The organism is Candidatus Binatia bacterium, assembly GCA_029248525.1.
Lineage (GTDB): Bacteria > Desulfobacterota > Binatia > UBA12015 > UBA12015 > UBA12015.
Genome location: JAQWJE010000046.1, coordinates 68,659 through 95,281, shown reverse-complemented (window position 1 = coordinate 95,281; position 26,623 = coordinate 68,659). Strand labels below are relative to the sequence as shown.

24 protein-coding genes are annotated in these 26,623 nt (G+C 61.4%); 23 read left to right on the top strand and 1 reads right to left on the bottom strand.

The window, feature by feature from the left end; translation table 11 throughout:
* Positions 1-802: 802 nt before the first annotated feature.
* Positions 803-1,510, bottom strand: coding sequence for a hypothetical protein (locus tag P8K07_11935; GenBank protein MDG1959225.1), 708 nt, complete (start codon positions 1,508-1,510; stop codon positions 803-805).
* Positions 1,511-1,799: 289 nt separating this feature from the next.
* Here P8K07_11935 and P8K07_11930 point away from each other — a divergent pair, with 289 nt between their 5' ends.
* From P8K07_11930 to P8K07_11820, 23 genes are all read left to right on the top strand, one after another.
* The gene (locus P8K07_11930) at positions 1,800-2,768 is read left to right on the top strand and encodes a peptidylprolyl isomerase (GenBank protein ID MDG1959224.1); all 969 of its coding nucleotides are present in this window, start codon (positions 1,800-1,802) and stop codon (positions 2,766-2,768) included.
* A 96-nt stretch (positions 2,769-2,864) separates the two neighbouring features.
* A complete protein-coding gene (locus tag P8K07_11925; GenBank protein ID MDG1959223.1) occupies positions 2,865-3,980 on the top strand; it encodes an ABC transporter ATP-binding protein in 1,116 nt (371 codons plus the stop codon).
* The gene (gene wecB, locus P8K07_11920; protein MDG1959222.1) at positions 3,977-5,098 is read left to right on the top strand and encodes a UDP-N-acetylglucosamine 2-epimerase (non-hydrolyzing); all 1,122 of its coding nucleotides are present in this window, start codon (positions 3,977-3,979) and stop codon (positions 5,096-5,098) included. The genes P8K07_11925 and wecB overlap by 4 nt, the downstream gene beginning before the upstream one ends.
* A complete protein-coding gene (locus P8K07_11915; protein ID MDG1959221.1) occupies positions 5,095-6,357 on the top strand; it encodes a hypothetical protein in 1,263 nt (420 codons plus the stop codon). Before wecB ends, P8K07_11915 begins: the two co-directional genes overlap by 4 nt.
* The gene (locus P8K07_11910; protein ID MDG1959220.1) at positions 6,354-7,499 is read left to right on the top strand and encodes a glycosyltransferase; all 1,146 of its coding nucleotides are present in this window, start codon (positions 6,354-6,356) and stop codon (positions 7,497-7,499) included. Before P8K07_11915 ends, P8K07_11910 begins: the two co-directional genes overlap by 4 nt.
* Positions 7,500-7,633: 134 nt before the next feature.
* On the top strand, positions 7,634-8,611 hold the full coding sequence (locus P8K07_11905) for a glycosyltransferase (protein ID MDG1959219.1): 978 nt from the start codon (positions 7,634-7,636) through the stop codon (positions 8,609-8,611).
* Positions 8,608-9,849 carry a hypothetical protein gene (locus P8K07_11900; protein MDG1959218.1) on the top strand — a complete coding sequence of 414 codons (1,242 nt, stop codon included), beginning with the start codon at positions 8,608-8,610 and terminating at the stop codon, positions 9,847-9,849. Before P8K07_11905 ends, P8K07_11900 begins: the two co-directional genes overlap by 4 nt.
* A complete protein-coding gene (locus P8K07_11895) occupies positions 9,842-11,617 on the top strand; it encodes a sulfatase (protein ID MDG1959217.1) in 1,776 nt (591 codons plus the stop codon). Before P8K07_11900 ends, P8K07_11895 begins: the two co-directional genes overlap by 8 nt.
* A 115-nt stretch (positions 11,618-11,732) precedes the next feature.
* The gene (locus P8K07_11890; GenBank protein MDG1959216.1) at positions 11,733-12,959 is read left to right on the top strand and encodes a type II secretion system F family protein; all 1,227 of its coding nucleotides are present in this window, start codon (positions 11,733-11,735) and stop codon (positions 12,957-12,959) included.
* Positions 12,960-12,976: 17 nt separating this feature from the next.
* Entirely contained in the window at positions 12,977-13,420 is a 444-nt protein-coding gene (gene gspG, locus P8K07_11885) for a type II secretion system major pseudopilin GspG (protein ID MDG1959215.1), read from the top strand.
* The gene (locus P8K07_11880; GenBank protein MDG1959214.1) at positions 13,417-13,941 is read left to right on the top strand and encodes a prepilin-type N-terminal cleavage/methylation domain-containing protein; all 525 of its coding nucleotides are present in this window, start codon (positions 13,417-13,419) and stop codon (positions 13,939-13,941) included. The genes gspG and P8K07_11880 overlap by 4 nt, the downstream gene beginning before the upstream one ends.
* Before the next feature lies 1 nt (position 13,942).
* Positions 13,943-14,380, top strand: a complete 438-nt coding sequence (locus tag P8K07_11875; protein MDG1959213.1) for a type II secretion system protein — start codon at positions 13,943-13,945, stop codon at positions 14,378-14,380.
* Between the two features lie 5 nt (positions 14,381-14,385).
* Positions 14,386-15,108, top strand: a complete 723-nt coding sequence (locus P8K07_11870) for a prepilin-type N-terminal cleavage/methylation domain-containing protein (GenBank protein ID MDG1959212.1) — start codon at positions 14,386-14,388, stop codon at positions 15,106-15,108.
* Positions 15,101-16,126: a type II secretion system protein GspK gene (locus P8K07_11865; GenBank protein ID MDG1959211.1), complete on the top strand. Its 1,026-nt coding sequence runs from the start codon at positions 15,101-15,103 to the stop codon at positions 16,124-16,126. The genes P8K07_11870 and P8K07_11865 overlap by 8 nt, the downstream gene beginning before the upstream one ends.
* Positions 16,123-17,538 (top strand): PilN domain-containing protein, encoded by a 1,416-nt coding sequence (locus tag P8K07_11860; GenBank protein MDG1959210.1) that lies wholly within the window; start codon positions 16,123-16,125, stop codon positions 17,536-17,538. Before P8K07_11865 ends, P8K07_11860 begins: the two co-directional genes overlap by 4 nt.
* Positions 17,535-18,281, top strand: a complete 747-nt coding sequence (gspM, locus tag P8K07_11855; GenBank protein MDG1959209.1) for a type II secretion system protein GspM — start codon at positions 17,535-17,537, stop codon at positions 18,279-18,281. Before P8K07_11860 ends, gspM begins: the two co-directional genes overlap by 4 nt.
* A complete protein-coding gene (locus tag P8K07_11850) occupies positions 18,278-18,949 on the top strand; it encodes a type II secretion system protein N (protein MDG1959208.1) in 672 nt (223 codons plus the stop codon). Before gspM ends, P8K07_11850 begins: the two co-directional genes overlap by 4 nt.
* 60 nt (positions 18,950-19,009) lie before the next feature.
* The gene (gene gspD, locus P8K07_11845; GenBank protein ID MDG1959207.1) at positions 19,010-21,451 is read left to right on the top strand and encodes a type II secretion system secretin GspD; all 2,442 of its coding nucleotides are present in this window, start codon (positions 19,010-19,012) and stop codon (positions 21,449-21,451) included.
* On the top strand, positions 21,435-23,075 hold the full coding sequence (locus tag P8K07_11840; protein ID MDG1959206.1) for a hypothetical protein: 1,641 nt from the start codon (positions 21,435-21,437) through the stop codon (positions 23,073-23,075). Before gspD ends, P8K07_11840 begins: the two co-directional genes overlap by 17 nt.
* The gene (locus P8K07_11835; protein MDG1959205.1) at positions 23,072-23,860 is read left to right on the top strand and encodes an ABC transporter permease; all 789 of its coding nucleotides are present in this window, start codon (positions 23,072-23,074) and stop codon (positions 23,858-23,860) included. The genes P8K07_11840 and P8K07_11835 overlap by 4 nt, the downstream gene beginning before the upstream one ends.
* Positions 23,857-25,038, top strand: coding sequence for an ABC transporter ATP-binding protein (locus tag P8K07_11830; GenBank protein MDG1959204.1), 1,182 nt, complete (start codon positions 23,857-23,859; stop codon positions 25,036-25,038). The genes P8K07_11835 and P8K07_11830 overlap by 4 nt, the downstream gene beginning before the upstream one ends.
* A gap of 16 nt (positions 25,039-25,054) precedes the next feature.
* Positions 25,055-25,507 carry a hypothetical protein gene (locus P8K07_11825; protein MDG1959203.1) on the top strand — a complete coding sequence of 151 codons (453 nt, stop codon included), beginning with the start codon at positions 25,055-25,057 and terminating at the stop codon, positions 25,505-25,507.
* 163 nt (positions 25,508-25,670) lie between these two features.
* Positions 25,671-26,576: a hypothetical protein gene (locus P8K07_11820; GenBank protein MDG1959202.1), complete on the top strand. Its 906-nt coding sequence runs from the start codon at positions 25,671-25,673 to the stop codon at positions 26,574-26,576.
* Positions 26,577-26,623: the final 47 nt, after the last annotated feature.

Sequence of the window (26,623 nt, the reverse complement as noted above, 5' to 3'; positions counted from 1 at the left end):
CACGAACCAGTCGGTTCTTGGCTTTCCTGTGGAAGGCTTCGTTGGCCTGCCGGCAACCGGCCTGGTTCTTCAGACCTATCAGAATGGCAACGCCGGTGGCACGTACGGCAACGCGATTCCGATGACGTCGAATCAGCAGATCATCATGTTCGGTCAGAGCAGCTAAGACTGATTCAACACAGCAACGCCTGACTCTGTCAGGCGGGTGGGGCCGCACTCCTTCGGGGGTGCGGCCCTTTCTTTTTGTGCCTGACAAGAGCACTCCCCACCAGTCTCCCCTGCGGCGAATAGGGGCCGAGTCCCGTGTGGCCTTGAGCTGAATGCCGGCATGATCGAGTATAATCCCGTTCAGCAGGAGGTGGCTGACCGTGCTTGCACCGCACTGCCGGCCCGCTTGCGTCCCTACATGGGAACGCGGATGGTCCCTGCCAGGATCGGGACTTGAGCAATTTCGCTGCAACGCGCCAATCCGCGATCGGGCTTTCTCCGCACGGCTTTTATTCGGGAACTCGTGGACGTGCCCGAGCACCTCGAGGACCACGCAAGGCTCGCCCGATGCCATCTCTATATCGGATTCAGAGGGACTGAGACCGCGAGATCGTTCCAAGCGGCCTGAGCGATTCGAGGCCCCCGGCGGGTCGACTGCGGAGCACGCCATAATGCCTGCCTGGGTAACAGGCCACGTCCGGGCAATACGATGGTGAAACCCCACAAAAAAGGCCCCACCCGAAGGTGGAGCCTTTTAAAACTTGGTCACTCTTCCCCCGGCTAGCTGCCGACGGTAGCGGAATAACCTCTGAAATCAATACTGTACAACAGCATAAACCCTGTAATTCCGGCAGACTTTCTCGCCAGGTTGGCGTACGCCCTTGGCTTCGGTGGCTTTGAGAACGTAAAGCCCAGGCGGCGCCAGATTCTGGTCTTGCCAGGTGAAGCCGGCTGCGATCCGCAGGTCCGGGGCGCGGCTGCGGATGCTTTGCAGCTGTGCCGGGTTGACGGTGCTCTCGGCCGGGACTGTTGCTTCCAACACCATTTGCTCGCAACCGTGGTCGTTGTAGAGGCCGGATACGTGCAGTAACAGCTTGAACGCATTGCCTCCGCTCTCGGGCAGCCGAAGGCAGAAGTATTTGGTCTCGTTGGGGTCGAAAATGACGCTGTCGAAGCCAACAACATTTTCGGCGAGATTCTGGGTCAGCCATTTTGCCCCGATCGGGCATTCTCCCTGGTCGATGATCGGCGTCGGCGTCGGTTCCGGCGTCGGGGAGGGAGGGGTTGGCGGAGTTGTCCCGTCCATCAGTGCATTGAGCTGGTCGCAATCCTCGATCTCCCACGAGAATCCAGCCTCGGGGTAGTTCTTGTCCGGCCAATACCACACCATTTTGCCGCAACTCTTGCCGCCAATGAAAAAATCGCCCTCAATATTACGCTGCTCGGACTGGGCAACGGCGACAGCCGCTCCACCAAGCAAGACGAGAGCCGACCCCATGATCGCACTTTTGAGCTTTAACATCCCCTGAATCCTCCCTAGCGCGGCCGAGTCAACGTCGGCACCTAGCGCTCCCCTCGGTTTCACTATACTGCAGTAGCGATAGAAGTGTCAATTTATGATGAGCCTTCCGGACGGTTCCGGTATCAAGATGGAAGCAAGAAGCATGCTAGACGCAGGTGGCTTTGGGACCCGCATTTTGGAGACTTTTGGATGTTCATGGAGTCAGGATCTTGTCGGAACGGCGCAAAATTGGCGCTAGGGTGCGCGGGCGCTGTGCGCGTTGCGGTGTTGTGTTCATCCTCGTGAAGGAATGGGAAAGGAACAAGGTACGAGTCTCGTGATTTCGGTTGTGTTTATCAGTTTGAGGGTAGTGTTAGGGCTTGCGTTCGCGGCATGTCTGGTCGTCCCGGTAGAGGCAGCGGAGGAGTTGGTCGCGGAGATCGAGGGGCAGAAGTACCTCACCTCGGATGTGCGTGCCGCCTATATTGCCGATAATCCGGACTTGATTGCGCAAGTTCGTTACGACGACAACGCAGCCCGGACATTAGCCTTGGACTGGTACCGTGCACAGCTTTTTGCGCGGGGGGCGAGGGATGATGGTTACTTCGAGTCCAACCCGGAGAAGGTGGCTCTTGCGAACAAGACTCGTGACCAGTTTCTGGCAGCCGATTATCTGACCTGGCTCATGGGAACCAAATACAAGCCTGCGGACATGGAACTGAAGCAGTTGTACAAGTTGCAGCCGGGACTTTGTGCGTCCTCGGGTCGGGTTCGGCTGGCTCGTGCGGGTGTTCTCTGGGGCAAACATGCTTCGCCCGAAGAGATCGCGGCGGCCGAAGCCCGGTTTGCCAAGATTCAGGAAAGATTGGCTGCGGGCGAAGCTTTTGCCGTGGTTGCGGACGATGCTTCCGATTTTCGCACGGTTGGCACCGGTGGCGATTCGGGTTGGGTGGACATCCAGACCCTGCAGGGAAACGAGATGGGCGAAGAGGTTCTTGCATTGGCCCCGGGGGAACGAAGCAACGTGATCAGTCTGCCCCAGAGTCGGGGGCTCATCGAGATGCTCGACGTTGAAGGTGCCGGGACCTTGCTCTTCGAAGACTGCCGTCCGCGGCTTGCGGAGGCACTATCGCAGCGTTTTCGGGCCGACGTCCGCCGTCGTCGAATCGATGAGCTTGCCGCGAAATACAAGGCGTCGATGAATCTGGATGCCTTCATCGCGGTCGTCCGATCGATCCATGCTCCCGAAGACCCTCGTGTGCGGGCAAGTCAGCCCTGAGCGGCCTCCGTTTTGGATGAGGTCGTTCTTCGGGCCAGAGGCCTGACCAAGAGGTATCCACTCACTGCTGCGGCGTCTGCGAAACCCGCAAGCCCTTTGTCGGAGCAACCAGGATCCTTTGACGCTCTGGCCGAGGTCTCCTTTTCGCTCCAAGCGGGTGATACGCTCGGTTTGATTGGGCGCAATGGGGCGGGGAAGTCGACGCTTCTGGGCGTGCTCGCCGGTACGATTCAACCCACGCAAGGGACGGTCGAGACACAAAGGCGTGTTGCCAGTCTGCTTGACCTCGGCACGGGGTTTCACCCGCTCGAGACGGGTCGTCAAAACGCCGAGAGCATGCTGTCGCTCTATTTGCGGATGTCGCGGCGGGCTGCGAGCGGGCAGTTGTCTGCCGTGCGCGAGTTCTCCGGGTTGGCGGATCGCTTTGAGGACCCCATCCGGACCTACTCCGATGGAATGCGGCTGCGGCTCGCGTTTGCGACTGTCTCGGTTCTGCAACCCGAGATTCTGATTACCGACGAAGTTCTGGTGGTCGGGGATGCCGAATTTCAAAACCGATGTGAGCGTTGGTTCGATGCGTTCCTCGCTGGCGGCGGGACTCTGGTTCTCTGTTCGCACGACCTCGGCCAAATAGGACGCCTCTGTCGTCGAGCCCTCTGGTTGGAGAATGGAGAGACTGCGGCGCTTGGTGAAACCGCAGACGTGGTCCGGGCCTACCGGGAGTCGTTGGGGGCCATCGATAACGACGACTCCGCGGCTGCGGGGGTAGAACACGACAGCGGCACGAAGTCCGGGTTGCCGTTTGAGGTGACCCGCTTGTCTCTGCGCGACACAGCGGGGAGCGAGTGCCACGAGCTGCCCGCCGGGAGCGCCGCGCGCATATCAATTGATGTGGCAGCGCCGGCTGGTGTTCCGAATGTCTTTTTGGGGATCACGACGGCAGAACTCGTCCCGGTATACGGCGTCGCCAGTGATATGGACGGGGTGCAGCCCGAAAAGATTGCGCCCGGCCTCTACCGGTTCGAGCTGAGCTTTCCGGATCTGCCGCTGCTGCCCGGAGGCTATCGATTGCGCGCCCATGCTCTCGATGAGACCGGAACGCGTCTGTACGATACTGTCCAAATCGAGTTTCGTGTGCAGGGCGAAATACCGCCGGGGCCTCGTGGGCTGGTCGGCCTGCCACACCGTTTTCTGCCACAGGAGCCAGCATGAAAATTCTGGTCGTTTTGGGGACGCGGCCCGAGGCTATCAAGATGGCGCCCGTGATTCTCGAGGCGCGCGAGCGCGGCGTCGAAACCATTGTCTGTGTCACAGCACAGCATCGCGAGATGCTGGATCAGGTTCTGGGTCTCTTTGCGATCCAGCCGGAAATCGATCTTGATCTCATGGAGCCGGATCAAACATTGGCGTCTCTCACCGCGCGTGCGCTGTTGGCTCTGGACAAAGTGCTCGCTGACATCGCCCCGGATTGGGTATTGGTGCAGGGCGATACCACGACCGCCATGGTCGCGGCCCTGGCGGCCTTCTACCGGAAAATTCCGGTCGGCCATATCGAGGCAGGGCTGCGCACCGGAGACCTCGCCCGGCCGTTCCCTGAAGAACTCAATCGACGACTCGCGGATGCCGTCAGCGGACGACATTTTCTGCCGACTCCACAGGCGCGCGAGAATCTTCTTTCCGAAGGTTTCGCTTCGGAAACGATGGCCGTGACCGGCAATACCGTCGTGGATGCGCTGCAATGGGTTCGCCGCCAGCCTGCTGTGGCAACCGCGGCCCTCGGACTGCCGGAGTTTGGCGCATCGGCCCGACTCGTTCTGGTGACGGCACATCGCCGCGAAAGTTTCGGTGCCGGGATGCAGTCGATCGCACGCGCGCTGGAGCAGATCGTCGACCAAAACCCCGATGTGCAGATGGTCTACCCGCTGCACCGCAACCCGAATGTGCGTCGGGTGATGGAGGAAGCACTCGGTGCGGTCGAGCGGATTCATCTTTTGCCCCCCCTGGACTACCTTCCCTTCGTGCAGTTGATGGCCGGAGCGACATTGATCTTGAGTGATTCGGGGGGAGTGCAGGAGGAAGCCCCCTCTCTCGGCGTGCCGGCGCTTGTATTGCGCGAGACAACCGAGCGCCCCGAAGCCGTGGCCGCAGGTGCGGTCCAATTGGTGGGGCTCGATGAGGAGACGATCGTGCGCGAGGCCAATATCCTGCTGCAGGACCCGGCCGCGCATCAGATGATGGCGGTGGCCGTCAATCCCTATGGCGACGGTCAGGCATCGGCACGAATTGTGTCCATCCTTCTCGACGAGCCTTGGGCGGAGTTCCGACCGTGAGCGCCCCGATGTGGTTGGGGGCCGGGCTGTTGTTTCTCCTCGGCGGTCTTCTCGGCTGGAAGCGGCCGGCCTGGACTCTGCCGGTCCTGATCGTTCTGATTCCCTGGCGGGTGCCTTTTTTCGAGGACTTCTATCCGGCGATTCCCTTTTTTCTTGGCTCTCTGCTCGGGCGCGGCGAGGCGATCGTCAAAATGCTGGCCGAGCAGCGTTTTTTTCTGATCGCCACCCTGTTGTTTCCGATCTGGCTGGTGGCCTCATCGGTTTGGGCATTGCAACCCGCTTTTGTGTCGGGGTTGTTGCTGAAATGGTTGGTGGTTGTGGGCGCGGCATGGCTGGCGGCCACAGACGAGAGTCAGGATCCGCGTCTGCTGGTTCTGGCGATGGTGGTTGCCATTGTTCCCCATGCTCTTTGGGCATTCTCCGAGCGGATGCATTGGATTGTGCCGCTCGGCGACCCCGCCGGCCTGAAGATGAGGGTCATCGATTTTCAGGATAATATTCGCGGCAAGGCGCTCTTCTGGCACCCGAACCGGCTTGCCGAATTTACCGAGCAATGCGGGTTGGTACTGGTGGGCGCCGGCCTCGCCGGAGTATTGCCTCGGATGGCAGCTATGGGTGTCGTTGCGGCGTGCGCTGCCGCGTGGGCGACGGGTTCTACCGGCGGTATGGCGACTATTTTTGGCGGGGCTGTTGTCTGTGCCGGTTGGATGCGCATTTCTGACAAGGCGCGTCGGGATGCGATTCCTGTCCTGCTTGCCGCCGGCCTCGGCGCACTCTTGATCGGCGTATGGGCTTTTCAATCGCATGGCGGGATCGGGTCGAGACAGATCATCTTTGATTTTGCGCAGGAGCAGATTGCCCTGCGGCCGTGGCTCGGTGCGGGCGCGGGTAATTGGTCCTTGCTGGTCGGCGGTTCTTCTCTCGAGATCAGTCGTTTCTGGTTTCTCGGGCACGCGCACTCCCTGCCTTTGCACCTTTGGGTCGAACTCGGATTGCCGGGGGTAATCCTCGTTGCCTTTTTCTTCCTCGGGCCGGTGATTCGAGCGCAAGGTGCCTTTGCCCGAGTGAGCGGAGCGTGGGCTGGCATCGGCACCGGGGCCAGCTTCGCGGTGCTCGGGATCCTCGCCCATAATCTTGTGCATTATTTCCTGCGAGATCCTGTGGATGGCTTGATGACCGGCATCGTTCTCGGATTGGTTGTTTCGGTGGCACGCCGCGCTGCGCTCTCACCGGATGCCGCCGCGGAAGCTTCCGCGTGAGTCGGGTGGCGCTGGTCGGGCCGATCCATCCTTTGCGCGGAGGGATCGCCCTGCACACGGCCCGTTGGGCGAGCGCTCTCCGGCGAGCCGGACACGAGGTGCAGGTGTTCAGTTTCGAGCGCCAATATCCGGGGATCCTGTTCCCGGGCACGACGCAATTCGACGCGGATGATCCGGTTTGCGACCTCGGCGATCCGCCCCCGCAGGCAATCCTCGACTCGATCGGCCCGCGGAGCTGGCAAGCCACAGCCCGTGCCCTGCAGGCGTATGGACCCGACGTGCTCGTGCTGCAGCGCTGGCATCCTTTTTTTGCCCCAGCGCTGAGCTGGTTGGCACGTGACCTGCGCAGAGCGGGTGTTCGGATCGTGTGGATGGTGCATAATGCGCGGCCACATGATGGCCCGGCGTGGCTCTGGGGACCACTGGCAAGCCTTGGCTACGAATCGGGGGACCTCTGCCTTGCTCACGCCGCAAGCGAATCGCGCACGCTGCGGGATCTGGGCGTCTCGGGTCCGATCGAGACTGTCGAGCATCCCGCCCCCGAGGCCGGGGAGAGGCTGACGTCAGCCGAAGCACGTACCTCGTTGGCGATCGATGCTGAAGCGATCGTATTCTTGTTCTTTGGTCACGTTCGTCGCTACAAGGGCGTGGAAGTCCTTCTCGAGGCACTCGCTCCATTGGGAGGGCATGCCCGGCCATGGCGAGCCTTGATTGTTGGCGAGTGGTATTACGATCGCGCACCCGCAATGTCTTATATCGAATCGGCGGGGCTGGCCTCACAGGTCGAGGTCGTCGACGACTTTGTTTCCGAGGCCGAGGCCGCGAGATATTTTGCAGCATCGACCGTCGTGGTTTTGCCTTATCGGGAGGGCACCCAGTCGGGCGTCGTGCCGCAGGCATTCGCCAATCGTCGTCCGGTGATCGCGACCGATGTGGGTGCGGTCGCCGCAGCGATTCGTGACGGCGAGAACGGGAGGGTGGTTCCTGCGAATCAGCCGCTGGCTCTGGGGGAGGCCCTGCGCGAGGTTCTCGACGGCAAGAAATTCTCCGACGCGTCGATTACCGCTGCTTCGGCAGCCGCGTCCTGGGAGCCGATGGTGGATATCGTTGTCGGCGCGATCCGGGATACCGCGACCGACTGAGTCGACTGGATCGAGCTCCGACCTTTGCGGCAAATGCCGGCCCGGCGGTGGGCAGAGCCGCGAACCCGCGCGATCCTGAGAGACTTCTGTGGCGTTCGTATGCATGGTGTCGCCGAGTCTGCCAAAACCAATATGTGCAAAAGGACGCCAACCAGCCAGGGCCGGATATCAGTGTTCTGGTCTCGAGCTACAATCACGCGTTGTTCGTCGAGGGGGCGATTCGGAGCTGCCTGTTGCAGGAGGGCGTTTCGCTCGAGGTCATCGTCGTCGACGATGGTTCAACCGATGGCTCTCCGGCCCGGATTCAGGCGGTCGAAGACCCTCGTTTACGGGTGTTTTTACAAGAAAACCGGGGGCTCTCGCGTGCTCTGAATCGGGCTCTCTCCGAGGCTCGCGGACGCTGGGTGAAATTCCTTCCCTCGGACGACCGCCTCTTGCCCGGCTGCCTGGCAAGGCAATTGGCCGCGGCGGCGGGCAGCGTCGCATCGTTCTGTCTACCCGAGGTCGTGGATGCGGATTTACGGTCGCTACCGGACCCCGCTCCTCAGGCATGGTTTGATATGCCCACCGCCACGGGCCCTCAGGTGGCGATCGATTTGCTGGATCGCAACTGCCTTTCGGCGCCCTGTGGTTTATTCTCGCGAGAGGCGGCGCTTGAGGCCGGGGGCTTCGATCCCTCGATGCGCATCGCTCAGGACTACGACCTGTGGTTGCGCCTGGCTTCGCGCGGCGACCTTCATCGCTTTCCCGATCGTTTGGTGCAGGTGCGCTGGCACGGCGCCAATCAAAGCGGTGCCGTAACGAGCGCGAGCGAAGGCGAGCGAGCGCTGGCTTTGGTTCGGGCTCTGCGCAGAGATGGTCTTGCCGGTTGGCGGGAACGGATCGAATCGGCGGGCGCGAGTGCGGGCGAAGCCTTGCGGCTTTTACTGCTGGCTTTGGTGGATTCCGGCTTGCCGCAAGTGCGACCCTTCGCCTGCGAATTGGCGATCGAGATCCGGGAAGCCGGGGATGAGCTGGCCTCGGAACCTCGATTGAATGAATTCTTTACGGACAGCCCCGAGCTCTTGCGGCCCGGCCCCTGGGGTGGACTGTCGAAAGGGCCCTCCTCATGAGCGGGAGTTGGTGGCGGCGGCTCCGGTTCCGAGACGGCGGGGCGAAGGAAGTTCACGAGCCCTCGGTTCCTAGAGAGGTGGTGCCCGAAGAATGGCTGGTCCTTGCGCCCTGCCGGGAGGTCTCGCTCCGGGCCCGGGGATGGTTATCCGGTCTGGAGGCTCCGGGCCGGGTTCTCTTCTGGAGTGCCCCCGAGGAGCTCGAGGCGCCGCCGGTTCCCGCTGAGCGGGTTTCGTTCGGCATTGCGGTCTGGCGCGATTGGTTGAGCCGCTCCGACGCGCGGTTGCGTGTGCTGATCCTTTTGCCAGCGCCTGAGTGTGTGGCCTTTGCGCGTGAGGCCGCTGCCGCAGGCGCCCGGGTGATCTACGACAAGCCCGCGCCGATCCTTTTCGCGGGCCCGGAGCGCGCCTTTCATCCTGATGACGAGCGCGCATTGGTCCGGGTCGCGCAGGATCTTGTGGCTGCCGATCGGGCTACGACCCGATTGCTCGCCGATACCAGCGAGCGTCTTCGTCTGATCCACGATTTTGCGCAAGCCGAAGATGCGGGCGCTCACCTCCCTTCCGTTCTCGAGAAGGCGAGCCTTGCCATCGTTGTGGATGCGGCAAAGGATCGCTCGCGCCTCGAGGAGACGATCCAGGAGCTGCGCGAGGCTCGCGGGCTTGCGGCCTATGATATCGCAGTGGTGATTGATCCCGAGGAAGGCGCGGGCTTTGCGGAGCTTCTCGGGCGCGAGACTGCGGGTGAAATTTCCCTGGTCCGCGACCCCCGAGGTCCGTCGATGTCGGGGCTCGCGATGGCGGTCCGCGCCTCGTCGACCGAAGTTCTGGTCTTCCTGCGATCAGGACAATTGCCGACCGGAACCGATTGGCTGGAGGCAGGACTGCGCGCGATATACGGAGATCGGCAAATCGGCGCACTGGGTCTGGCCGAGGGCGCTGAGGAGGCGGGGGAGACGGAGCGACTCTCTCGGATGTCCTTTAACGGGATGCTGATTCGCCGCCGGGTCTTTCTCCGGGTCGGCGGCCTCGAGGAGCGTCTGGGGGACAACGCGAGTGCCGCGGATTTCTCGATGCGCTTGCTGACCTCCGGATACCGGCTCGAGCAGCTCGATGCACCCGCTATTCTTCCCGGGGTACCCGGCGGGGGGCTGTCAGCAGAGGAGATGGGCGAGCTGAAACGACGGTGGCCGGAGGCCCGCGGCTTGCTGGCACGAGTTCTGGAGGCCTGGGTTGGATAATCGATTTCGTTTTCTGTGTGTGGTCCTTCTGCTTCTGTCGGGGCCGCTCGAGGCCGCGGCGTTAGAGGTTCTGGGGGCACCTCTGGTGCCGACACGATTGGCCGAGGTGGCACATCAGACTCGCCCGGTAATTGCCGAGGAAGAGCCTTTGCTGGTGCAGCCGGGCGTCTGGGAAATTCCTGACCTTCGCGTCCCTCCGAACGCGAGTCTGCTGGCTTCCTTCGGTCTGCCGGCGTCTGACGAATCATGGGAGCTGCGCGTATCGATACGCACATCGGATAGGAAAACCTTGCCGGTTGAGTCGCGGCGGGTCGAGACTGCTGGTTGGCAGGATTTTCGGCTTCGCGCGGGTTCCCTGGCAGGTCAGGTAGTGACGCTTCGCATGGTGGCGCGGCCACTTGAGGCCGGCACGGCTGAGGGGGGAGACTCGGTCGTGCTCGGCGCGCCTCGTTTCCTGCATACGGAAGCCCCCCGCCCGGAGGGGAAGAACGTTCTCCTGATCTCGCTGGATACGCTGCGCTCGGATCGGATGTCGGCCTATGGTGCGGCGCGACCCACCACGCCTCGCATGACGGCGCTGGCGGCCCGTGGTGTTCGTTTCGAAACCGCTCGGGCTCCGGCGAGTTCCACGCCGCCCTCCCATATGACCATGCTGACCGGGGCCTCCCCGTGCACGCATGGGGTCTGGGGGGTGCACGTCGAAGATCAGCCGCCCGAAGATCTGAGGAGTCTGGCTCAAATTCTTTCCGCGGAAGGATATTCGACCCGCGCCGTTACCGAGAATGCATTCGTCGGCGCGCCCTGGGGATTTGCCCGCGGGTTTGATGCCTTCCTCGAGTTCAAAGGTACCCCTCGAGCGGATGGGCGCATTGCCGCGCCGACGGGCTTGGGACCGCAGACCTTTGCAGCCGCGCGGACGGCCTTGCGAGAGCTGGCAGACCGACGATTCTTTCTTTTCGTGCACACCTATCAGGTGCATGCCCCTCGGGTTCCGATCGAGCCCTATGCCTCGCTTTATCAGGATGAGCCCGCCCCGCAGGTCGGGAATCGCGTCCCCGAACCCGGGCATAATCCCGCGGATCACGATATTCTCCGCTATGACCAATTGGTTCGTCACCTCGATGACCTTGTCGGGGAATTGTTGGACGAACTGGATTCGCTTGGTTTGCGTGACACGACGCTGATCGTGGTGACATCCGACCACGGCGAGGCCTTTTTCGAGCACGACGCGTCGGGACACGGGTTTTGGGTATGGGACGAAGTTCTGCGGATTCCGCTCATTGTCGCCGGACCAGGAGTGCCCGCGGGGGCGCATCCGGTCGAGGTCGTCGGGTTGCAGGATATCGTCCCGACCGTGCTGGAGTTGCTGGGGCAGCCAGTCCCGCAGGGAATCGATGGCACAAGCCTGCAGCCTCTGTGGACGGGCGCTCCGCGGGCAGAGACTTTCCACTACGCCGAGACGGCGCCGGGGGGCATGCGGGCGCTCTCGGCGAGCCGATTCAAAATCCATAGGGAGAGCACCAGAGAAAGCGATATCGCCTATGATCTATCGCTCGACCCTCGCGAGAAAACCCCGATTCCTCTTGCGAATTGGGCCGATTTGCCGGCCGAGGATGGCGCCGAGCTGTCGCGCCTGCAGGCTGTTCTGGACGTTTGGGCCACAAAATGCCGCATTCAGCGTGAAATTGCCGATAAGCAGAGGGTAAAGCAGGCTGATGTGGACCCTTTGCGTCGCGAGAAGCTGCGCGCCCTCGGGTACATCGATTGAGGCAGGCCTTCAGGTCCGGTATCCAAAGAAAGGGCGAATTTTCGGTCTTTCCCGTCGTCCATAGAGCGCAACGCAGGTTCTGTGTCGGCGTATGCCTCGAGGAAAAATAGCGTTTATGGCCCAATTTCAATACCGCGCAACGGATGCCGACGGCAAAGTCCTCGAGGGGATGATTGATGCCAGCGATCGGACTGCGGCTGCTGCGCGCCTGCAGGATCGCGGTCTGATGCCGTTGCGGGTCGCCGAACCGGGGCCTGAACGAACTGGATTGGGCAATATTTCGCTGCCGACGATTTCGTTCAAGCGGGGGATCAAGACAGCGGATTTGCTTGTCTTCACCCATGAGCTTTCGACTTTGCTGACCGCCGGCTTGCCGCTGGACCGCAGTCTCCAGATTCTCTCCGAGTTGTCCGAAAGCGAAGAGATGAAACGCGTTACCGGAGAGGTGTTGACGGAGGTCCAACGAGGCAAGTCGCTGGCCGAGGCTCTCAATGAGCATCCGGATGTCTTCGAATCTCTCTATGTCAATATGGTCAAGGCGGGTGAGATCGGCGGCGTGCTGGATCAGGTGCTCGAGCGGCTGACGGAATATCTGGAGAGCGCGACCGAGCTGCGCGACGAGGTCCGCTCCGCCATGGTCTATCCGACCATTCTGTTGCTGACTTCCTTCGGTTCGGTCGCGATCCTTCTTGTTTATGTCCTGCCGCAATTCTCCACTGTCTTTGCGCAATCTGGCGCCGCGCTCCCGACATCAGCCGCGATCCTGATGGGCGCCTCCGAGATCCTCCGGTCCTACTGGTGGCTCGGATTGTTGTTGGTCGGAGGGACGGCTTTCGGTTTCGCCCAATGGATCGGGACCGAGGATGGTCGGGTCACCTGGGATCGCACCAAGTTGCGGCTGGTTCTGGTTGGCGAGTTGACGCGAAAAGTTGCGGTCTCGCGCTTCGCACGAACTCTGGGCACCTTGTTGCGCAGTGGCGTTCCGATGCTGCAGGCGCTCGATATCGTTCGCAATGTGGCTGGCAACGTGGTCCTGGCGGCCGCGATCGATGAGGTGAAAGTCGGGGTTCGCGGGGGCGATGGTGTCGCGGGTCCCTTGTCGCAGAGCGGCGTGTTCCCGCAGTTGGCTTTGCAGATGATCAGCGTTGGCGAGGAGACCGGACGTCTGGATGAAATGTTGATCACGGTCGCGGATTATTTTGACAAGGAAGTTCGTGCGGCCGTGACGCAAATGACCAATATGCTCGAGCCGCTGCTCCTGGTCGTCGGCGGTTTGGTGGTGGGTTTTATCGTTGTGGCCATGTTCTCGGCCATCTTCAGCGTCAATAACATGCCTCTCTGAGGCAGCGGAGATTGTAAATGTTGTGGAGAAATTCGAAAGAACGAAAGCGCCCGGATGAATCGGGTTTCACCCTGGTCGAGTTGTTGGTGGTGTTGGTGATTATCGGAGGTCTGACGGCTCTGGTGGCCCCGAACTTCATTGGTCAGAGCGAGAAGGCCAAGCCGCAGACCGCGCGAGTACAGCTGGAAAGCCTGCGGAACGCTCTGGATATGTACCACCTCGACGTGGGCCGTTATCCCACTTCACAAGAGGGGCTGGAGGCTTTACGGAGTCGCCCCGGCACTGCCGGTCGTTGGTCAGGTCCCTATCTGCGCGACCCGATCCCGGTGGACCCTTGGGGGAATCCTTATTTCTATCGTAATCCCGGGGAGTCAGGGGCGACCTATGATGTCGGCAGCTTCGGCTCGGATGGACGCACGGGTGGACAGGGCAACGCGGCTGAGGTCGTCGTATCTGGATGAGGTCATTACGGTCCCCATCGTTGTCGGCTCGCGTGCGGCCGGACCAGCGCGCGGCATCTGTCGGAGGCGATGCCGAGGGGTTCACGCTGATCGAGATTATTGTCACCATGGTGATCGTCGGAATGGCGATGGCCCTGGTGGCGCCCGCGATCAATGCGGGCTCGCGGGCGCGGGATGTGCGCAGCGCGGTGCGTGAAGTCACGGGGGCCATGCGTACCATGCAGACGGAGGCTGTCCGAACCGGCCAGCCGCAGTCGTTGCTGGTTCTGGTCGAGGAGAACCGAGTCGAGCTGGAAGGTTTTTCTCGCGAGATCGAGATCGGTTCGACCGCCGCCTTGCGTCAGGTGGCTGGCGGAGAACGAAATTCGTTCGGTTTTTCTCGGGTGAGATTTTTTCCGAACGGGAGCTCGAGCGGAATGCAGCTCTTGATCGGCGATCGCGACTATCCTGCAGAGCTTGGCTATGTGGTGTCCGTGGATCCGTTGATCGGACTTGTCACCGTGACAGACGAGGAGCGTTAGGGTGCGTCGCCGCGGGGAATCAGGATTTACCCTCATCGAGATCTCCATCGGCATGGCGGTCCTCGGGCTGGGTGTGGTGTCGGCATTGCAAGTTTTCGGCGGTTCCATGCAGCTGGCGCGAAATGCAGGCCGCCGCTCGGAAGCGGTGATGCATGCCAAAGCGCTGCTCGATTCTTCCCTCTGGTCGCCGGAGCTGATCGCTACAGAATCGCAGGGGGAGATCGGCGACGGGTTTCGGTGGGAACGGGTGATTCGCCGCGCTGGCGCTGAAGACGGTGTGCAGGGTCTGGATGAAGATGATCAGGGTTTTTCGCGGGAAACCGAAGTTCGACTGGCGGTGGTGACGGTCGTTGTGGAATGGGATGACCCGTCAGGCGTCAAATACTACCGACTCGGAACGATGCGGGTCGAGCCCAATTTTGGGGACCCGGAGGACTGAAGCGCGTGGGTCTCGTTTGCAGGAAGCCTCGCCAGGGGGCACGCCAGCAGGGGTTTACCCTTCTGGAATTGATGATCTCGATCACCTTGTTGACGATGATGATGGCCATGGTGTTCAGCGTCTTTGCCACGGCGACAGACTCGATTCCGCGCGGGGAAGCTGCTGCGGAGCGATCCGCTCGATTACGGATGGCGACCGCCTTGATGACCCGTCAGATCCGTTCGCTTGTGGACTATCCGGCCGAGTCGGAGGATGAGGAGATCCATCCTTTTTTCAACGGCGACGAGAACTCCTTCACGTTTATCACGGCCGCCCCGCAAATGGGGCGGGGCGACGGTCTGGGATGGGTCACCTATTGGGTGGAAGAGGGCAGCCTCAATCTGACCGAGAGGTTGATTTTTTCCGCGGGCGCTTTTGTCGCCGAAGAACCAACTTCGGTTGCAGAAGCCACCTTGCTCACCGGTTTGGCGGGGCACCGTTTCGAATACCTGCGGCTCGAAGGAGATACCTCCGAGTGGGTGGATGGCTGGGAAGGCCTCGAAGAGCAGTCTCCGCCGGCTGCGATCCGGATTACCATCGAAGGATTGGGTCTCACGGACTCCTACTGGATTCAGGAGATTCCGATCATGACGGTGGTCTACTCGCTGGGCACCTACGATTCGGATCTGGGGAATGTCTTTGATGGAGAGGACGACTTCGGTTTCGAGGAGGAGTTCGAGGATGATTGAGTCCGGACGCCGAGATCAGCGAGGCTTTGCGCTTCTCATTGTGCTGTGGATTTTCATGGTCCTTTTCGTACTCGGGGCCGAGTTTGCGGTCGGCATGCGGCAGAATGCACAGGCGACGGTCAATTTTGCCGATGAGACCCAGAGCTATTATCTGGCGACGGCGGCTGCCAACCGCACCTTCTACCGAGCCTTGATCGCCCGCGACGAAGCGACGTTGGGCCTCACGGCAGGGGAAGTCGAGGCCGAGGATTTTGTCCCGGTTATTCATACCGACGGGAAATGGCATCAGGAGGAACTTTGGGGCGCCCCGGTCTGGATCAAGGTGACCGATGAAGCGGGCAAGATTCCGATCAATCTTGCCGACTACAATATTCTCATACATCTGCTCGGCAATCTCGGGGTCCCGACCGAGGATTCTGGGGAGATCGCCGATGCGATTCTCGATTGGCGAGACCCGGACGACGACACCAGGCTGAACGGGGCGGAGAGCGAATACTACCTCGGTTTGCCCCAGCCATATGGGGCCAAGAACGCACCACTGGACTCTTTGGACGAGCTGCGCTTGATCAAGGGCGTGAGTGAGGACCTCTACTTTGGCGGCAGCGAAGATTACCCGATCGGGCTGCTCGATATTTTCTCGGTATTCAACCGCCGGTCGGCGCTGAGCGTGCGCTCGGCTTCCCCGGAGGTTCTGGAAGCTCTTCTCGGCGTCGACCCCGAGCAGCTCGCGCAGCTTGTGGAGCAACGCGAGACAGATATGACAGCGGTGATTCCGCAGCTGCAAGCGTTCCTGCCCGACCCTTCCATGGAAGACCTCCTCAACGATGATGCTCCCAGTATTTTGGCCGTTCAGGCACAGGCGAGGTTGCCTGAGGCACGGATTGGTGCGCACGTGGGCGCGGTGATCGATCTTGGAGAATCGAACGAAGGGATTTTCATCCTCCGTTGGATGGATGCGTTGCCCATGGACCCCTCCGTCGGTGCCGACGCGGACAATTTTGACGAGGCGGGTTTATGAACGCGCCGACGCTGAAGAGTTTGAGTCGCCTCACCCGCCTGGATTTCCTCGACGGAATGGGCGTGGCGATTTCGGAGAGTGATGTCACTTTCGTCCATCTCCGTAAACGGCTGATGCATATCTCCCTGGTCGCGCATCGCAGCTATCCCCTTGAGGGAGATGCGCCGGCGCGTCGGGCAGCCTTGTCGCAGGCAGCGATTCAGTTTCTCGCGGATACCCAGACTCCGACGGAGCACGTTTTTGTGAGTTTGCCCCGCAAGGACGCTCTGATGGGTCATCTCACGGTTCCCGAGGCGGCTCGAGGGGATCTCGATCAGGTGGTCGAGTTCGAAGTCGACCGCATTCTGCCTCTGTCGCGGGAGCAAATCTTTTTCGACCATCTGGTGAGGACCCGGCCCGAGAAAATCGAGCTTCAGGTCGTCGCCTTGCGTCGCGAATTGGTCGGCGAGGTTCTGCTGGCATTGGAGACTGCGGAAATCTATCCTCGGAGTCTTGTCGTGCATCCGGTGGCCCTCGCTGATCTGGTCGCATTTTCGGGCATCTCGGAGGATCAGGCCCTCGCCTTTGTCCACGAGGGGCCAGGTGGCGGCGGGGTGGATATTCTCTCTCAGGGCAAATTGCTTTCCTCGCACCGCTTCTCGGCGAATGAGGTGGCAAGGCCGGAGCAGCGCGCTGCTCTCGCGGCGGCTGAAGCAGGCGCGGCGGGCGTCTCTCGCGAGGAGATCCGGGTGGTCGCGATTTCACAAGCGCGCCCCGAAGGTACTGACCATGCCGGGACGAGCTCTGCGGATGCGGAGACTCTCGGGGAGTTATTGGGGGGGCTGCAGGTTGCGGAAGGGGCCGGGGCGGAACTCGACTTCCGCATTCTTCCGGCCCTCGGTGCGGGATTGGCGGCTGTGCGGGAAGCTTCCGAGCCCCTGAACCTGCTGCCACCCGAGAAACGTCGATCCGGTGGCGAAGGGGCACCCGTCCTCACCTTCTTTCTTGCGGCCGCACTGGCTCTGATGACCGGAATGTGGCTTGTCGGGAGCATGGTGCAGGACTACCGGATCCGCGCGCAGCTCGACGGTGAACTCGCCGCGCTGGCGCCACAACTGCGGGAAGTCCGGGATCAGGAGCAGGAAGCCCAGCTTCTGCATGATAATCTGCAGATTCTTCTCGGGTCCGGGCAGGCCGCCGCGACGATTTATCTGCGCGAATTGACGGGAGTGATCCCGAAGGACGCCTATTTGACCTCTTTCCGGATGCGGAAGGGGAAAGTCGAGATCGAAGGTTTTTCTCGCGAAGCCTCGGAACTGATTCCCGCAATTGAAAAGTCCCGTTATTTCTCATCGGCACAATTCACTTCCCCCGTCACCAAAGCACAGAATAATGAGGAGCGGTTCTCGCTCTCGACGAGGATTGCCGAATGAGGGAATTACTCGTCCAGTTTCTCGCGCGCTTGCAGGCGACCGACCGGCAGCAGCGGCTCTATATCGGTCTCGGAGTGGTCCTGACTCTGTTGGCGCTTCGCTATGGCGCAGCGATGGTGGGCGATTTCAGCTCGGGTATGAAATCGGATATCCAGCTCTCTGCGCGTCGATTGGCGAACGCGCGTGTTCTCCTGGCGCAAGCGGATGTGGTTCGGGAGCGCGTCGAGGCACTTCGGGGTAGCTATCAGAAAGTTGTGGCGGGCCTGGTGCCTGGCGCGACGCCTACGCTGGCAGCGGCCGCTCTGCAGGACCGCGTCTCCGACCTGGCACGCGCGAATAATGTCCGGATCCAGAGCACGCAGGTGCTCAAAGAGGAGTCTCGAGGCCCTTTTACGGCGGTCGCTTTGCGGATCACCGCACAGGCGGGCATCGGAAATTTGGCGAAATTTCTGGGGACTCTCGAGGCCGAGACGCCTCGGGTGCGTATTGAATTCGCGGAGATGAGCCGCCGGAAGACCTCGTCGCGTCGCCGCGCCAGGGCGCAAAAGGACTTGCCGGCTCGCGTGATCTCGGCGACCTTCCAAATCAACGCGATTTCTCAGGCCTCCACACTACCCGAAGGGGTTGTCCCGTTGCAGCCCGCACCCGTTGCGGACGAAGTTACAGCGCCGCTCCCGGCTCGCGCGCCGCTCCCGGACAATCCGCTCGGGTCGAGTACGAATCCACCGGAGGGCGGCGCATGAAGCAATTCCGCTTTCTGAACGTCGTGCTTGGCATTCTAATCCTTCTCGCGGCCTGGCGCTTTGCTGACGTGGTGCGACGCGGGCCCCCGCCGGTCCCGGCGGACCCCTCTGCCGGGCGAATTGTGACTGCAGCTGTGCCGGCCCAGCCGCGCCGACTACGGGTGCTCCCGGCGGTCAAGGAGATCCGATCCAAGGACCTTTTCGATGTCTCCAGGCAGCCGATCGAGGCTGCCGCGGCCCAGCCGACCCCTTCGGAGACTCCGGCCCCGCCTCCGACATTGAAGCTAACCGGGGTGATCTTCGTCGGTACCTTTCGTGAGGCGGTGGTGATCGATGAGACACAAGGCAAAAAGCAGATCCGCTTGCGAGAGGGAGAGGATATCTCCGGCTATCGCGTTAGCTCGATCGAAAGAGATCGGGTGGCATTGACGGGCGGATCCGGCGAGGAAGTGCAGCTGCAATTGCTCGTGGCCACCGGAAGCTCTGCGGTCAAGACGGGCCCCGGTGGCAAGGCGCCCCCGAAAAAAGCCATCAAAAAGGGGGGCAGAGGCAAGCAGGGCAAGGAAGATAAATCTGATATCCAGAAACGCCGATCCGATGCGCGCAAACGGGCCCAGCGGGCGCGCGAGCGGCTGAAGCGGCTCCGGGAAGAGGCAGCGAATCGCTAGTCGTCTTCGGGCGAGCGGTTTTTCATCAAGCGCACGAACAGGTAGGACCAAAGGGAATCAATGAGGATCAGGCATTCATACGGGAGCGAGTTTCGCGGCAGGCGCGCGTTTGGGGCGGTTGCTCGAGGCCTCGTTCTGCTGATCGGGCTGTTTTTGTGGCTTCCGGAAAGCGTCGAGGCTCAGAGGGGAGCGCCAGCTGCACCTTCGGGAAGCGCTCCGGCTGTTGAAGCGGTTGCTGCGCCTGCGGCGCGCGGTGGTGCCGGGGCGACCGACGACGCGATCGTCCTCAATTTTGAGGGAGCAGACATCCGGGAAGTGATCCACAGCCTCGCGGGCGCCTTGGAGATCAACTACCTGATCGACCCGCGTGTTGAGGGGCAGGTCACCATCCGCACCACCGGGAAAATCCCCCGATCCGAGCTTTTCCCGATCTTCAATCAGATCCTGCGGTCCATCGGGATTGCCGCTGTTCGGGTGGGTGAAGTCTACAATATCGTGCCCATTGCGGAGGCCAAGACGCGCGTGATCGTGTCGCGCGACGAACTCCAGCGCATGACCGAAGACGATTTGTTCGTGGTCGAGTTGCTCACGGTCGAGAATATAGCGGCGCCGGAGATGGCCACGCTGCTGCAGCCGTTTATTACGCCCGGCGGGGACGTGATCCCCTACCCGCGGGCGAATATGCTGATCCTCACGGATATCGCGAGCAATGTGGACCGCCTGCGCGAGATGATCCAGCTTCTCGACCGCGATGCCTTCCGCGACCTCAAGGCGCGCATTTTCAAGATCCGCAACACCAACCTCGAGGAACTTGGCCAGGAACTGCTGATGATTCTCGACACTTATGGAATCACCGGCCAGGCCGCTTCCGAGCGTGGCGTCTATGCGATTCCGCTGTTTCGGCTCAATTCGATCGCCGTGCTGGCCTTTTCGGAGAGCACCTTTCAGGCGGTGGAATACTGGCTGGGCATTTTGGACGTCAAGCCGGATGAGGAACTGAAAAAGCGCGTCCGGACCTACCCCGTGCAAAATGCCAAGGCGGCTGATCTGGCCCAGATCCTGAACGAACTTTACGGAGGCGGTGGCGGCGGCAACCAGCAATCCATCCGCCGGGGACAACCAGGCTTTGGCGGGGTTTTCGGTGGGCGTGGCGCCTCTGCGAACACTGGCGGTGGGCGCAACCAGAACGGCGGTCGGCGAGCCAGCGCTCTCGGTCGCGGGCAATCTCTCGGGGAGTTCGAGCAATTCAGCGGCGGTCGCGGCAATACGGGCGGATCGCGCGGCGGATCTCGTGGCGGATCTCGCGGCGGATCTCGCGGCGGCGCCCGACCAGCAGGTGTCCTGGCGGGCGGGGCGGGAGGGGCCGGGGGCGCTTCCTCAGTGGTGATCTCCGGCGGCGCGGGATCGGAAAACGACTTCCTGAGCGACGTTCGGATCGTTTCGGACTCGATCACCAACTCGCTGGTCGTGTTTGCGACCAAGGCGGATTGGGAAGAGATCCGGTCCGTGATTCTGGATCTGGATACCGTTCCCCGACAGGTGGTGATCGAGGTTTTGATCGCCGAGATCCGTCTATCGAAGGATATGGAACTCGGGGTTCAGGGGATCGTGGCCTCCAACGTCGGGGGGGTCCCACAGCCTAGCGCTGCCCCGGCCAACGATTCGGGGCTAAGCTCCGTATCGCAGGCCGCTGCGGGAACAGCGAAGCGATATATCAATTCGAATTTTCTGGGTGCTCAGGGTGGTTTTAGTGCCCTGATCACGGACAATAAGCACTTCACCGCGCAGATCTCGGCACTAGCGGGCGCAGGACGTGCGAAGATTCTCGCCAGCCCGCACATCCTGACGGCAGATAACCGCGAGGCCTCGATCAACATTGGCTCCTCGGTCCCGGTGCTTACTCAAACCGCCAACGTCCCGGGAATCCAAACGGGCGGCAGTACGGCGTTGGTCAATAGCGTTCAATATCGTGATACCGGGGTCATTCTCAATATACTGCCGCAGGTAAATGCAGATGGTTTGGTGAATTTGTCGATTCGTCAAGAGGTCAGCTCCGTGGACAGCACCAAGGAGAGCACGACAGGTTCACCGACCTTCCGGGTGCGAACCGCCGAGACGACAGCCGTTGTTCAGGATGGCGATACGCTCCTGATTGGTGGCATTATCGAGGAACTTACGGAGAGGACCCGTGCGGGAATTCCCTATCTGATGGATATCCCGGTCCTCGGACAACTTTTTCGTTATGAGAAAACCGCGGTCCAAAAAGGTGAACTTATCATCATGATCACCCCGCATGTGATCCGCGGCCGCGCCGAGGGACTTGAAGTCACCCAGCGCTACAAGGATCGGCTTTGGGACGTCGTGGATGAGATTGAGCGCACAGGTGGGCTGCGTCCGCCGAGCAAATTCGAGATGGACGAAAAAATGAGATCACGCGGCCGCACGACAACGGCCGAGCGTCCCCAGGCTGGCTTTCTCCCGAACCGTGACTGGGAGGACTGAGACCGGTTCGGGCCGGTCGGTTGCTGCCGCGCTTCTGACGCTCGTCGCCTTGGTCGGGCTGGTCTACGGCACCTCGGTTTCCTACGAGTTCGTCTTTGACGATGGGCTGCTCGTAACCGACAACCCGGTGTCGAGCTGGACTCTGGACCGCACACCGGATCTGTTCCGGTCCGCCGTGGAGGGCGTGACATACCGGCCGGTCCGGATGTTCACCTACATGCTTGATCATGCGATCGCAGGCGGTCATGAGGCATGGGTATTTCATCTCTCCAACCTGCTCTGGCATATCGCGGCGGTGCTGACGGTCTTCGGTCTGGCGCGCGCTCTCCTCGGTGGCTTGATCGGGCCGTGGCTTACTGCCGCGGTCTTTGCCGTGCACCCGCTCGGCAGTGAGGCTGTGGTTTATATCGCCGGCCGACGGGATTTGCTGCTTGGTCTGTTTTCGACCGCCAGTCTCTGGAGCCTGTGGAACCTGCTCGAAGCACCCTCGGCAAAAGCGCGCCTCGGCAATGCTCTGGCCGCACTGCTGCTCGCGATGCTCGCGCTGGGCTCGAAGGAAATTGCCGTGGTGCTGCCGGTTCTGGCTGTCTTGCTCGCCCTGGTGCGTTGGCGCCAGCATCCACAGGCCTTTTCGACGTTCTCCACCGCCCAGTGGCTGGGGATGATCGCGGGTGGCGCGGTCGTGATCGCGGCCGTCGGGTGGTTGTACGAGCCGGAGATTCGACGGGGTGTCGTCAGTCTCATGGCGGATCAGGGGCTGGCGCCACAGCCGGCGTTATCCTTTCTGGTGCTCGCCCATTATCTGGTCAAGATGCTCTGGCCGCAGACTCTGCAGGCCGATTATCGCCCGCACGCCTTTTCCTTGCCCGAGGCCGCCATCGATGGCCCATCTCTTCTGGCCGCCGCGTTTCTCGCTGTCTGGGTGGCCGGGGGGCTATGGCTCTTATGGCGCGGCCGAGTCGCGGGCGTAGGTCTTTTGTGGGCCCTCGTGGCGCTCTTGCCGGTCGGCCAATTGCTGCCCTATGGCGAATTGATCGCCGAGCATAACAGCTATCTACCGCTGGTCGGGTTTTCGTTGGCGATCGGTGACGGCATCGGTCGTCTCGCGGCCCGGCGCCACGATTGGGCGTGGGGTCTGGCAGTGGTTTTGGTCGCTGTCCTCAGCGCGCGCTCATTGGCACGCGTTCCCGTATGGGCCAATGATGTCACGCTGTGGCAGGCGACGCTGGAGGTGGCCCCGCGCGCCGCCCGATCCCGGCACAATTTGGCTGTTGCGCAGGCACAGCGCGGCCAGTTGCTCGAGGCCCGCGAGAGTTTTCTGACGGCCCTGGAGTTGGTCCCGGGAGACCCTGACGTACTGCTCGGCCTCGGCGCCATGGAAGAGCGCCTCGGCGATCACGTGGCTGCCGAGGAAATCGCTCACCAGGTGATGGCGGTTCGTCCCGATGTTGAGGCGATGACGCTTCTGGGTTGGACGCAACTCGGACAGGGCAAGCTGGATCAGGCCCGTGAGTCCTTTTCTCTGGTGTTGCAGGTCGCCCCCGAGGCGGGCGAGGGCGTGCGTGGCATGCGTTTGGTCGAGCAGCGTCTGCAGCGGCGACGACCACGAAAGCCAATGGAATGAACCCACTTGTCGAGATCTGGAAGGAGCGTCGCACTCTGGTTGCTCTGGTCGGGCGCGAGCTTCGTCTGCGACAGGCAGGATCCCTCGGTGGACTGGCCTGGTCGGTCCTGGTGCCTTTGGCGCAGTTGTTGATCCTGACCACGGTATTCTCGCTGGTGCTGCGGATTCGCCTGTCCGGAATCGGATCGGATGTTCCATTTGCCATCACGCTGGCGTGGGGATTTTTTCCCTGGCTGGCCTTCCAGGACGCCGTGTCTCGGGGGACCACGGTGCTGGTGGACCAGGGCACGATGCTCAAGCGGATGGGTTTTTCGCCTGCCGTTCTGCTGGCGCAACCGGTGCTGGTCGCGCAGGTCCAGTTGGCCGTATCGCTGGTTTTGTTGCTCGTCTTGATGCCTTTTCTGGGGGTGGGCTTTGTTCCGGGGACGCCACTTCTGCTCGTGGCGATGCTCGCGACTTTCCTTCTCTCGTTGGGGGCGGTGTTCCTTCTCGGGACCCTGCAGGTGTATTTCCGCGACACCAGCCAGATTGTCGGCGTGAGCCTGCAGGCACTTTTTTATTTGACGCCCATCGTCTATGCGGTGGACATGGCCCCCGAGTCGTTGCGCTTCCTGCTGGCCGTGAATCCTCTGAGCGGTGTGGTCGGCGCCTACCGGGCCTTCGCTCTGGGGATGCCCGTTCCTTTTCCGGCGCTTGCCTGGAGCTTTTTCTGCGGACTGACGCTGGTGATGGCCGGCAGCTGGGCGTTGCACCGGGCACGTCCCGAAATGGCGGATCTCGTATGAGCGTCTTGCGGGCAGAAAATCTGGGCAAGGCTTTTCGGCGCTATCACCGACCCGCCGACCGCCTGCGGGAGTGGTTTGGCGGCGGCGTCTGCCATGAACGAATCTGGGCGGTGCGTGGCGTCGAGGCCTCCCTGGAGGCCGGGCAATCACTGGGCATTGTCGGCAACAACGGCGCTGGCAAATCGACCCTGTTGTCGATGTTGGCCGGGTTCGCCACGCCAACCGAGGGGCATCTTGAGGTTGCGGGGCACCGAAGTGCCATTCTGGAGTTGGGAGCAGGATTTCATCCGGAGTTCACGGGGCGCGAAAATGTGCGGATGGTGTCACAGGCACAAGGCCTTTCTGCGGATCGCTGTGCGGAGATCGAAGCCGCGGTGGATGCCTTTGCCGAACTGGGCAACTTCATGGACCAACCCGTGCGGATCTATTCCACCGGGATGTTTCTGCGTCTCGCCTTTTCGCTGGCTACGGCTGCCGATCCGGATCTTTTGATTGTTGACGAGGCCCTGGCGGTCGGAGACCAGCGCTTTCAGTCCAAATGTCTGCGGCGGATCGAGTCGTTTCGCGCCGCGGGCGGCAGTCTGGTGTTCTGTTCGCACAATCTCTTTCAGGTGAAGAAGCTTTGTGCGCAGGTGCTTTGGCTCGACGGCGGACATGTGCGGATGGCGGGCTCGGCAGCAGAAGTCTGCGACGCGTATGCCGATGCCATGCGTGAGACGCGGACGGCCGAGGCGTTGGGTCCGGTGACCGGAGAGCGCCTCCTGCGGGTCGGGGACGTCACCCTGCGGGACGCGGCGGGTCGGGAGGCCCTGGAATTTGAAACCGGGCAGGAATTGCGGTTGGAGATTCTGGTTCGCCGGGCGCCGGGGACGGAGATCTCGCCCGGAGTCGCCATCGGCCTGGTCCGGGCTGACGGATTGGTCTGTCATTGCTTTGCCACATCCGAGGAGGGGGCCAGGCTGCAGTCGCTCGGGGGAGACACCTTTCTTGCCGAGCTGCGAATCCCGGAGCTGGCCCTTCTGGGAGGAAATTATCAGCTCAATGTGGCAACAATCGACAACCAGAGCCCCCTGGTGATGCTGGACGTTCAGGAGGGACTGGCGCCGTTTTCTGTGGTGAATCCCGGGACGGATTGGGGCGTTTCCCGGATCCCTCATATTTGGGGATCCTCACGGTGAATTGAAGGATTTTTCAATGAATTCATTAGCTTGCAAGATCTCTGGCCTGAGGGTTCCTCGGGCCATCCTGTCCACTTTTTTGCTGGTAACGGTTTTTTCGGGATGTTTTGCGCCCCCCGGGGTGAAAGATCTCGAGGTCCGCGTCCGTCAGTATATGGCAGAAAGGCAGGAACGGGACTGGGTTGCTGTATACGACAAGTTTGTGGATCCCGACTCGAAGTTGCAGCTACCCCGCGACGACTTTTTGCGCAGGAGGAGCGGAGCCTATGATTTACTTGGTTTTTCAGTCGATTCGGCGACAATCGAGCCGGAGAAGAGTCCACCGACAGCCCGGGTGAAGGTTCGTATGGAGGCGGTGATTCCCCTGATGGCGCCCAACGGCGGGAGCCGGACCATTCGCCGGGAGTTGGTCGATCCTCAACAATGGGTCGTCCACGATGGCAAATGGTACGTTCGCCTGAAACGTTGAAAACAGCTTTGTTATTTGCGAAACCAGAATTCTTAAAAAATATGTGGGTATTTGGCTAAACTGGCAATTTCAGTTAAGTTGACACCGTGCGTAAGGCATGAGCCGACGCATGGGGACGTCTCGGAGCAGATCCTGAGACAGAGAGTAAGGAAAGAGGGTAAGTATGAGAGGGATTTCAAGGATTGGTGTGGCCGCCCTCGCGGGGATGGTCTCTCTGCTCGGTGTATCATCGGCGCAGGCAATTGAAGCAGATGGTTCTACCAGCCTGACGCAGCCGGCAAATACGTTGATCATGCCTTATGACGCCACCGAAGGTAAGGCGAGCTATATGATCGTCAGCAACCTTGCCGGTGAGTCGGCAGCTGGTCCTAATATTTTGACACTCTGGGAGTGGACCAACAGCTTGGGCGTTCTCGAGGAATCCGTTCTGGCCTGCCTCGGTCTCAATTCAACGATCGTTCAGGACGCGGCCGACCGTGCTCCGGGTTCTCGCGGCATGGTTGTTGTCACCGCCTGGGAAACAGACGGTGACTGTTTGGAGCCCGTCGGGCTGGTCGATAACGCGATTGTCGGAACGTACACGTTCGCGGATATCAACGAGCAATTCTCCTACGGTGGCGATGCCATTGGTGTGGGGCTCGGAGACAGTGGCGCCCCGATGTTACCGAACGGTGACGTGGGCAGCATTGACGTCCAGACCTTCAACCCGCAAACCCTTGACGATTCCTCGGTCGCGATTCTGTCGGTGGCTCAGGGCGAGAGCTCCTTGATCGTGTCGAACTCGACCTCGATCACGGCGTCGCTCTCTTTCTACAACAATGCTGGCGAGGTCTCGAACTTCTCCGACGTCAGCGTTCGCGGTGCTACCTTCGCTTCGATGAAGCCGGGTGGTGGCCTGATTTCGAGCGAGCTCGGTGTGAGCACCTCCGGTTTCCTTCGCATGCAGTTCAGCGAAGGTGCGATCGGCGGCGGTTCGGGTAGCTTCATATACGGCGTGCACGGCCAGTCGGTCGGTCAGTTCGGTGGAAGCTCGAACTTCAAGTACACCATTCTTGAACCTCTGACCTGAGTTCCGGAATCGTTCTTCGGAACGTGCAACGAAACGCGAGGCCGGAG

What these genes read in the sequence shown, in the direction of transcription:
- gspD (MDG1959207.1), top strand. Translation starts at nt 19,010, where the DNA reads ATGAGGATCAGGCATTCATACGGGAGCGAGTTTCGCGGCAGGCGCGCG.
- P8K07_11825 (MDG1959203.1), top strand. Translation starts at nt 25,055, where the DNA reads ATGAATTCATTAGCTTGCAAGATCTCTGGCCTGAGGGTTCCTCGGGCC.
- P8K07_11830 (MDG1959204.1), top strand. Translation starts at nt 23,857, where the DNA reads ATGAGCGTCTTGCGGGCAGAAAATCTGGGCAAGGCTTTTCGGCGCTAT.
- P8K07_11930 (MDG1959224.1), top strand. Translation starts at nt 1,800, where the DNA reads ATGGGAAAGGAACAAGGTACGAGTCTCGTGATTTCGGTTGTGTTTATC.
- P8K07_11865 (MDG1959211.1), top strand. Translation starts at nt 15,101, where the DNA reads ATGATTGAGTCCGGACGCCGAGATCAGCGAGGCTTTGCGCTTCTCATT.
- gspG (MDG1959215.1), top strand. Translation starts at nt 12,977, where the DNA reads ATGTTGTGGAGAAATTCGAAAGAACGAAAGCGCCCGGATGAATCGGGT.
- P8K07_11820 (MDG1959202.1), top strand. Translation starts at nt 25,671, where the DNA reads ATGAGAGGGATTTCAAGGATTGGTGTGGCCGCCCTCGCGGGGATGGTC.
- gspM (MDG1959209.1), top strand. Translation starts at nt 17,535, where the DNA reads ATGAGGGAATTACTCGTCCAGTTTCTCGCGCGCTTGCAGGCGACCGAC.
- P8K07_11935 (MDG1959225.1), bottom strand. Translation starts at nt 1,510, where the DNA reads ATGTTAAAGCTCAAAAGTGCGATCATGGGGTCGGCTCTCGTCTTGCTT.
- P8K07_11835 (MDG1959205.1), top strand. Translation starts at nt 23,072, where the DNA reads ATGAACCCACTTGTCGAGATCTGGAAGGAGCGTCGCACTCTGGTTGCT.
- P8K07_11880 (MDG1959214.1), top strand. Translation starts at nt 13,417, where the DNA reads ATGAGGTCATTACGGTCCCCATCGTTGTCGGCTCGCGTGCGGCCGGAC.
- wecB (MDG1959222.1), top strand. Translation starts at nt 3,977, where the DNA reads ATGAAAATTCTGGTCGTTTTGGGGACGCGGCCCGAGGCTATCAAGATG.
- P8K07_11850 (MDG1959208.1), top strand. Translation starts at nt 18,278, where the DNA reads ATGAAGCAATTCCGCTTTCTGAACGTCGTGCTTGGCATTCTAATCCTT.
- P8K07_11890 (MDG1959216.1), top strand. Translation starts at nt 11,733, where the DNA reads ATGGCCCAATTTCAATACCGCGCAACGGATGCCGACGGCAAAGTCCTC.
- P8K07_11900 (MDG1959218.1), top strand. Translation starts at nt 8,608, where the DNA reads ATGAGCGGGAGTTGGTGGCGGCGGCTCCGGTTCCGAGACGGCGGGGCG.
- P8K07_11860 (MDG1959210.1), top strand. Translation starts at nt 16,123, where the DNA reads ATGAACGCGCCGACGCTGAAGAGTTTGAGTCGCCTCACCCGCCTGGAT.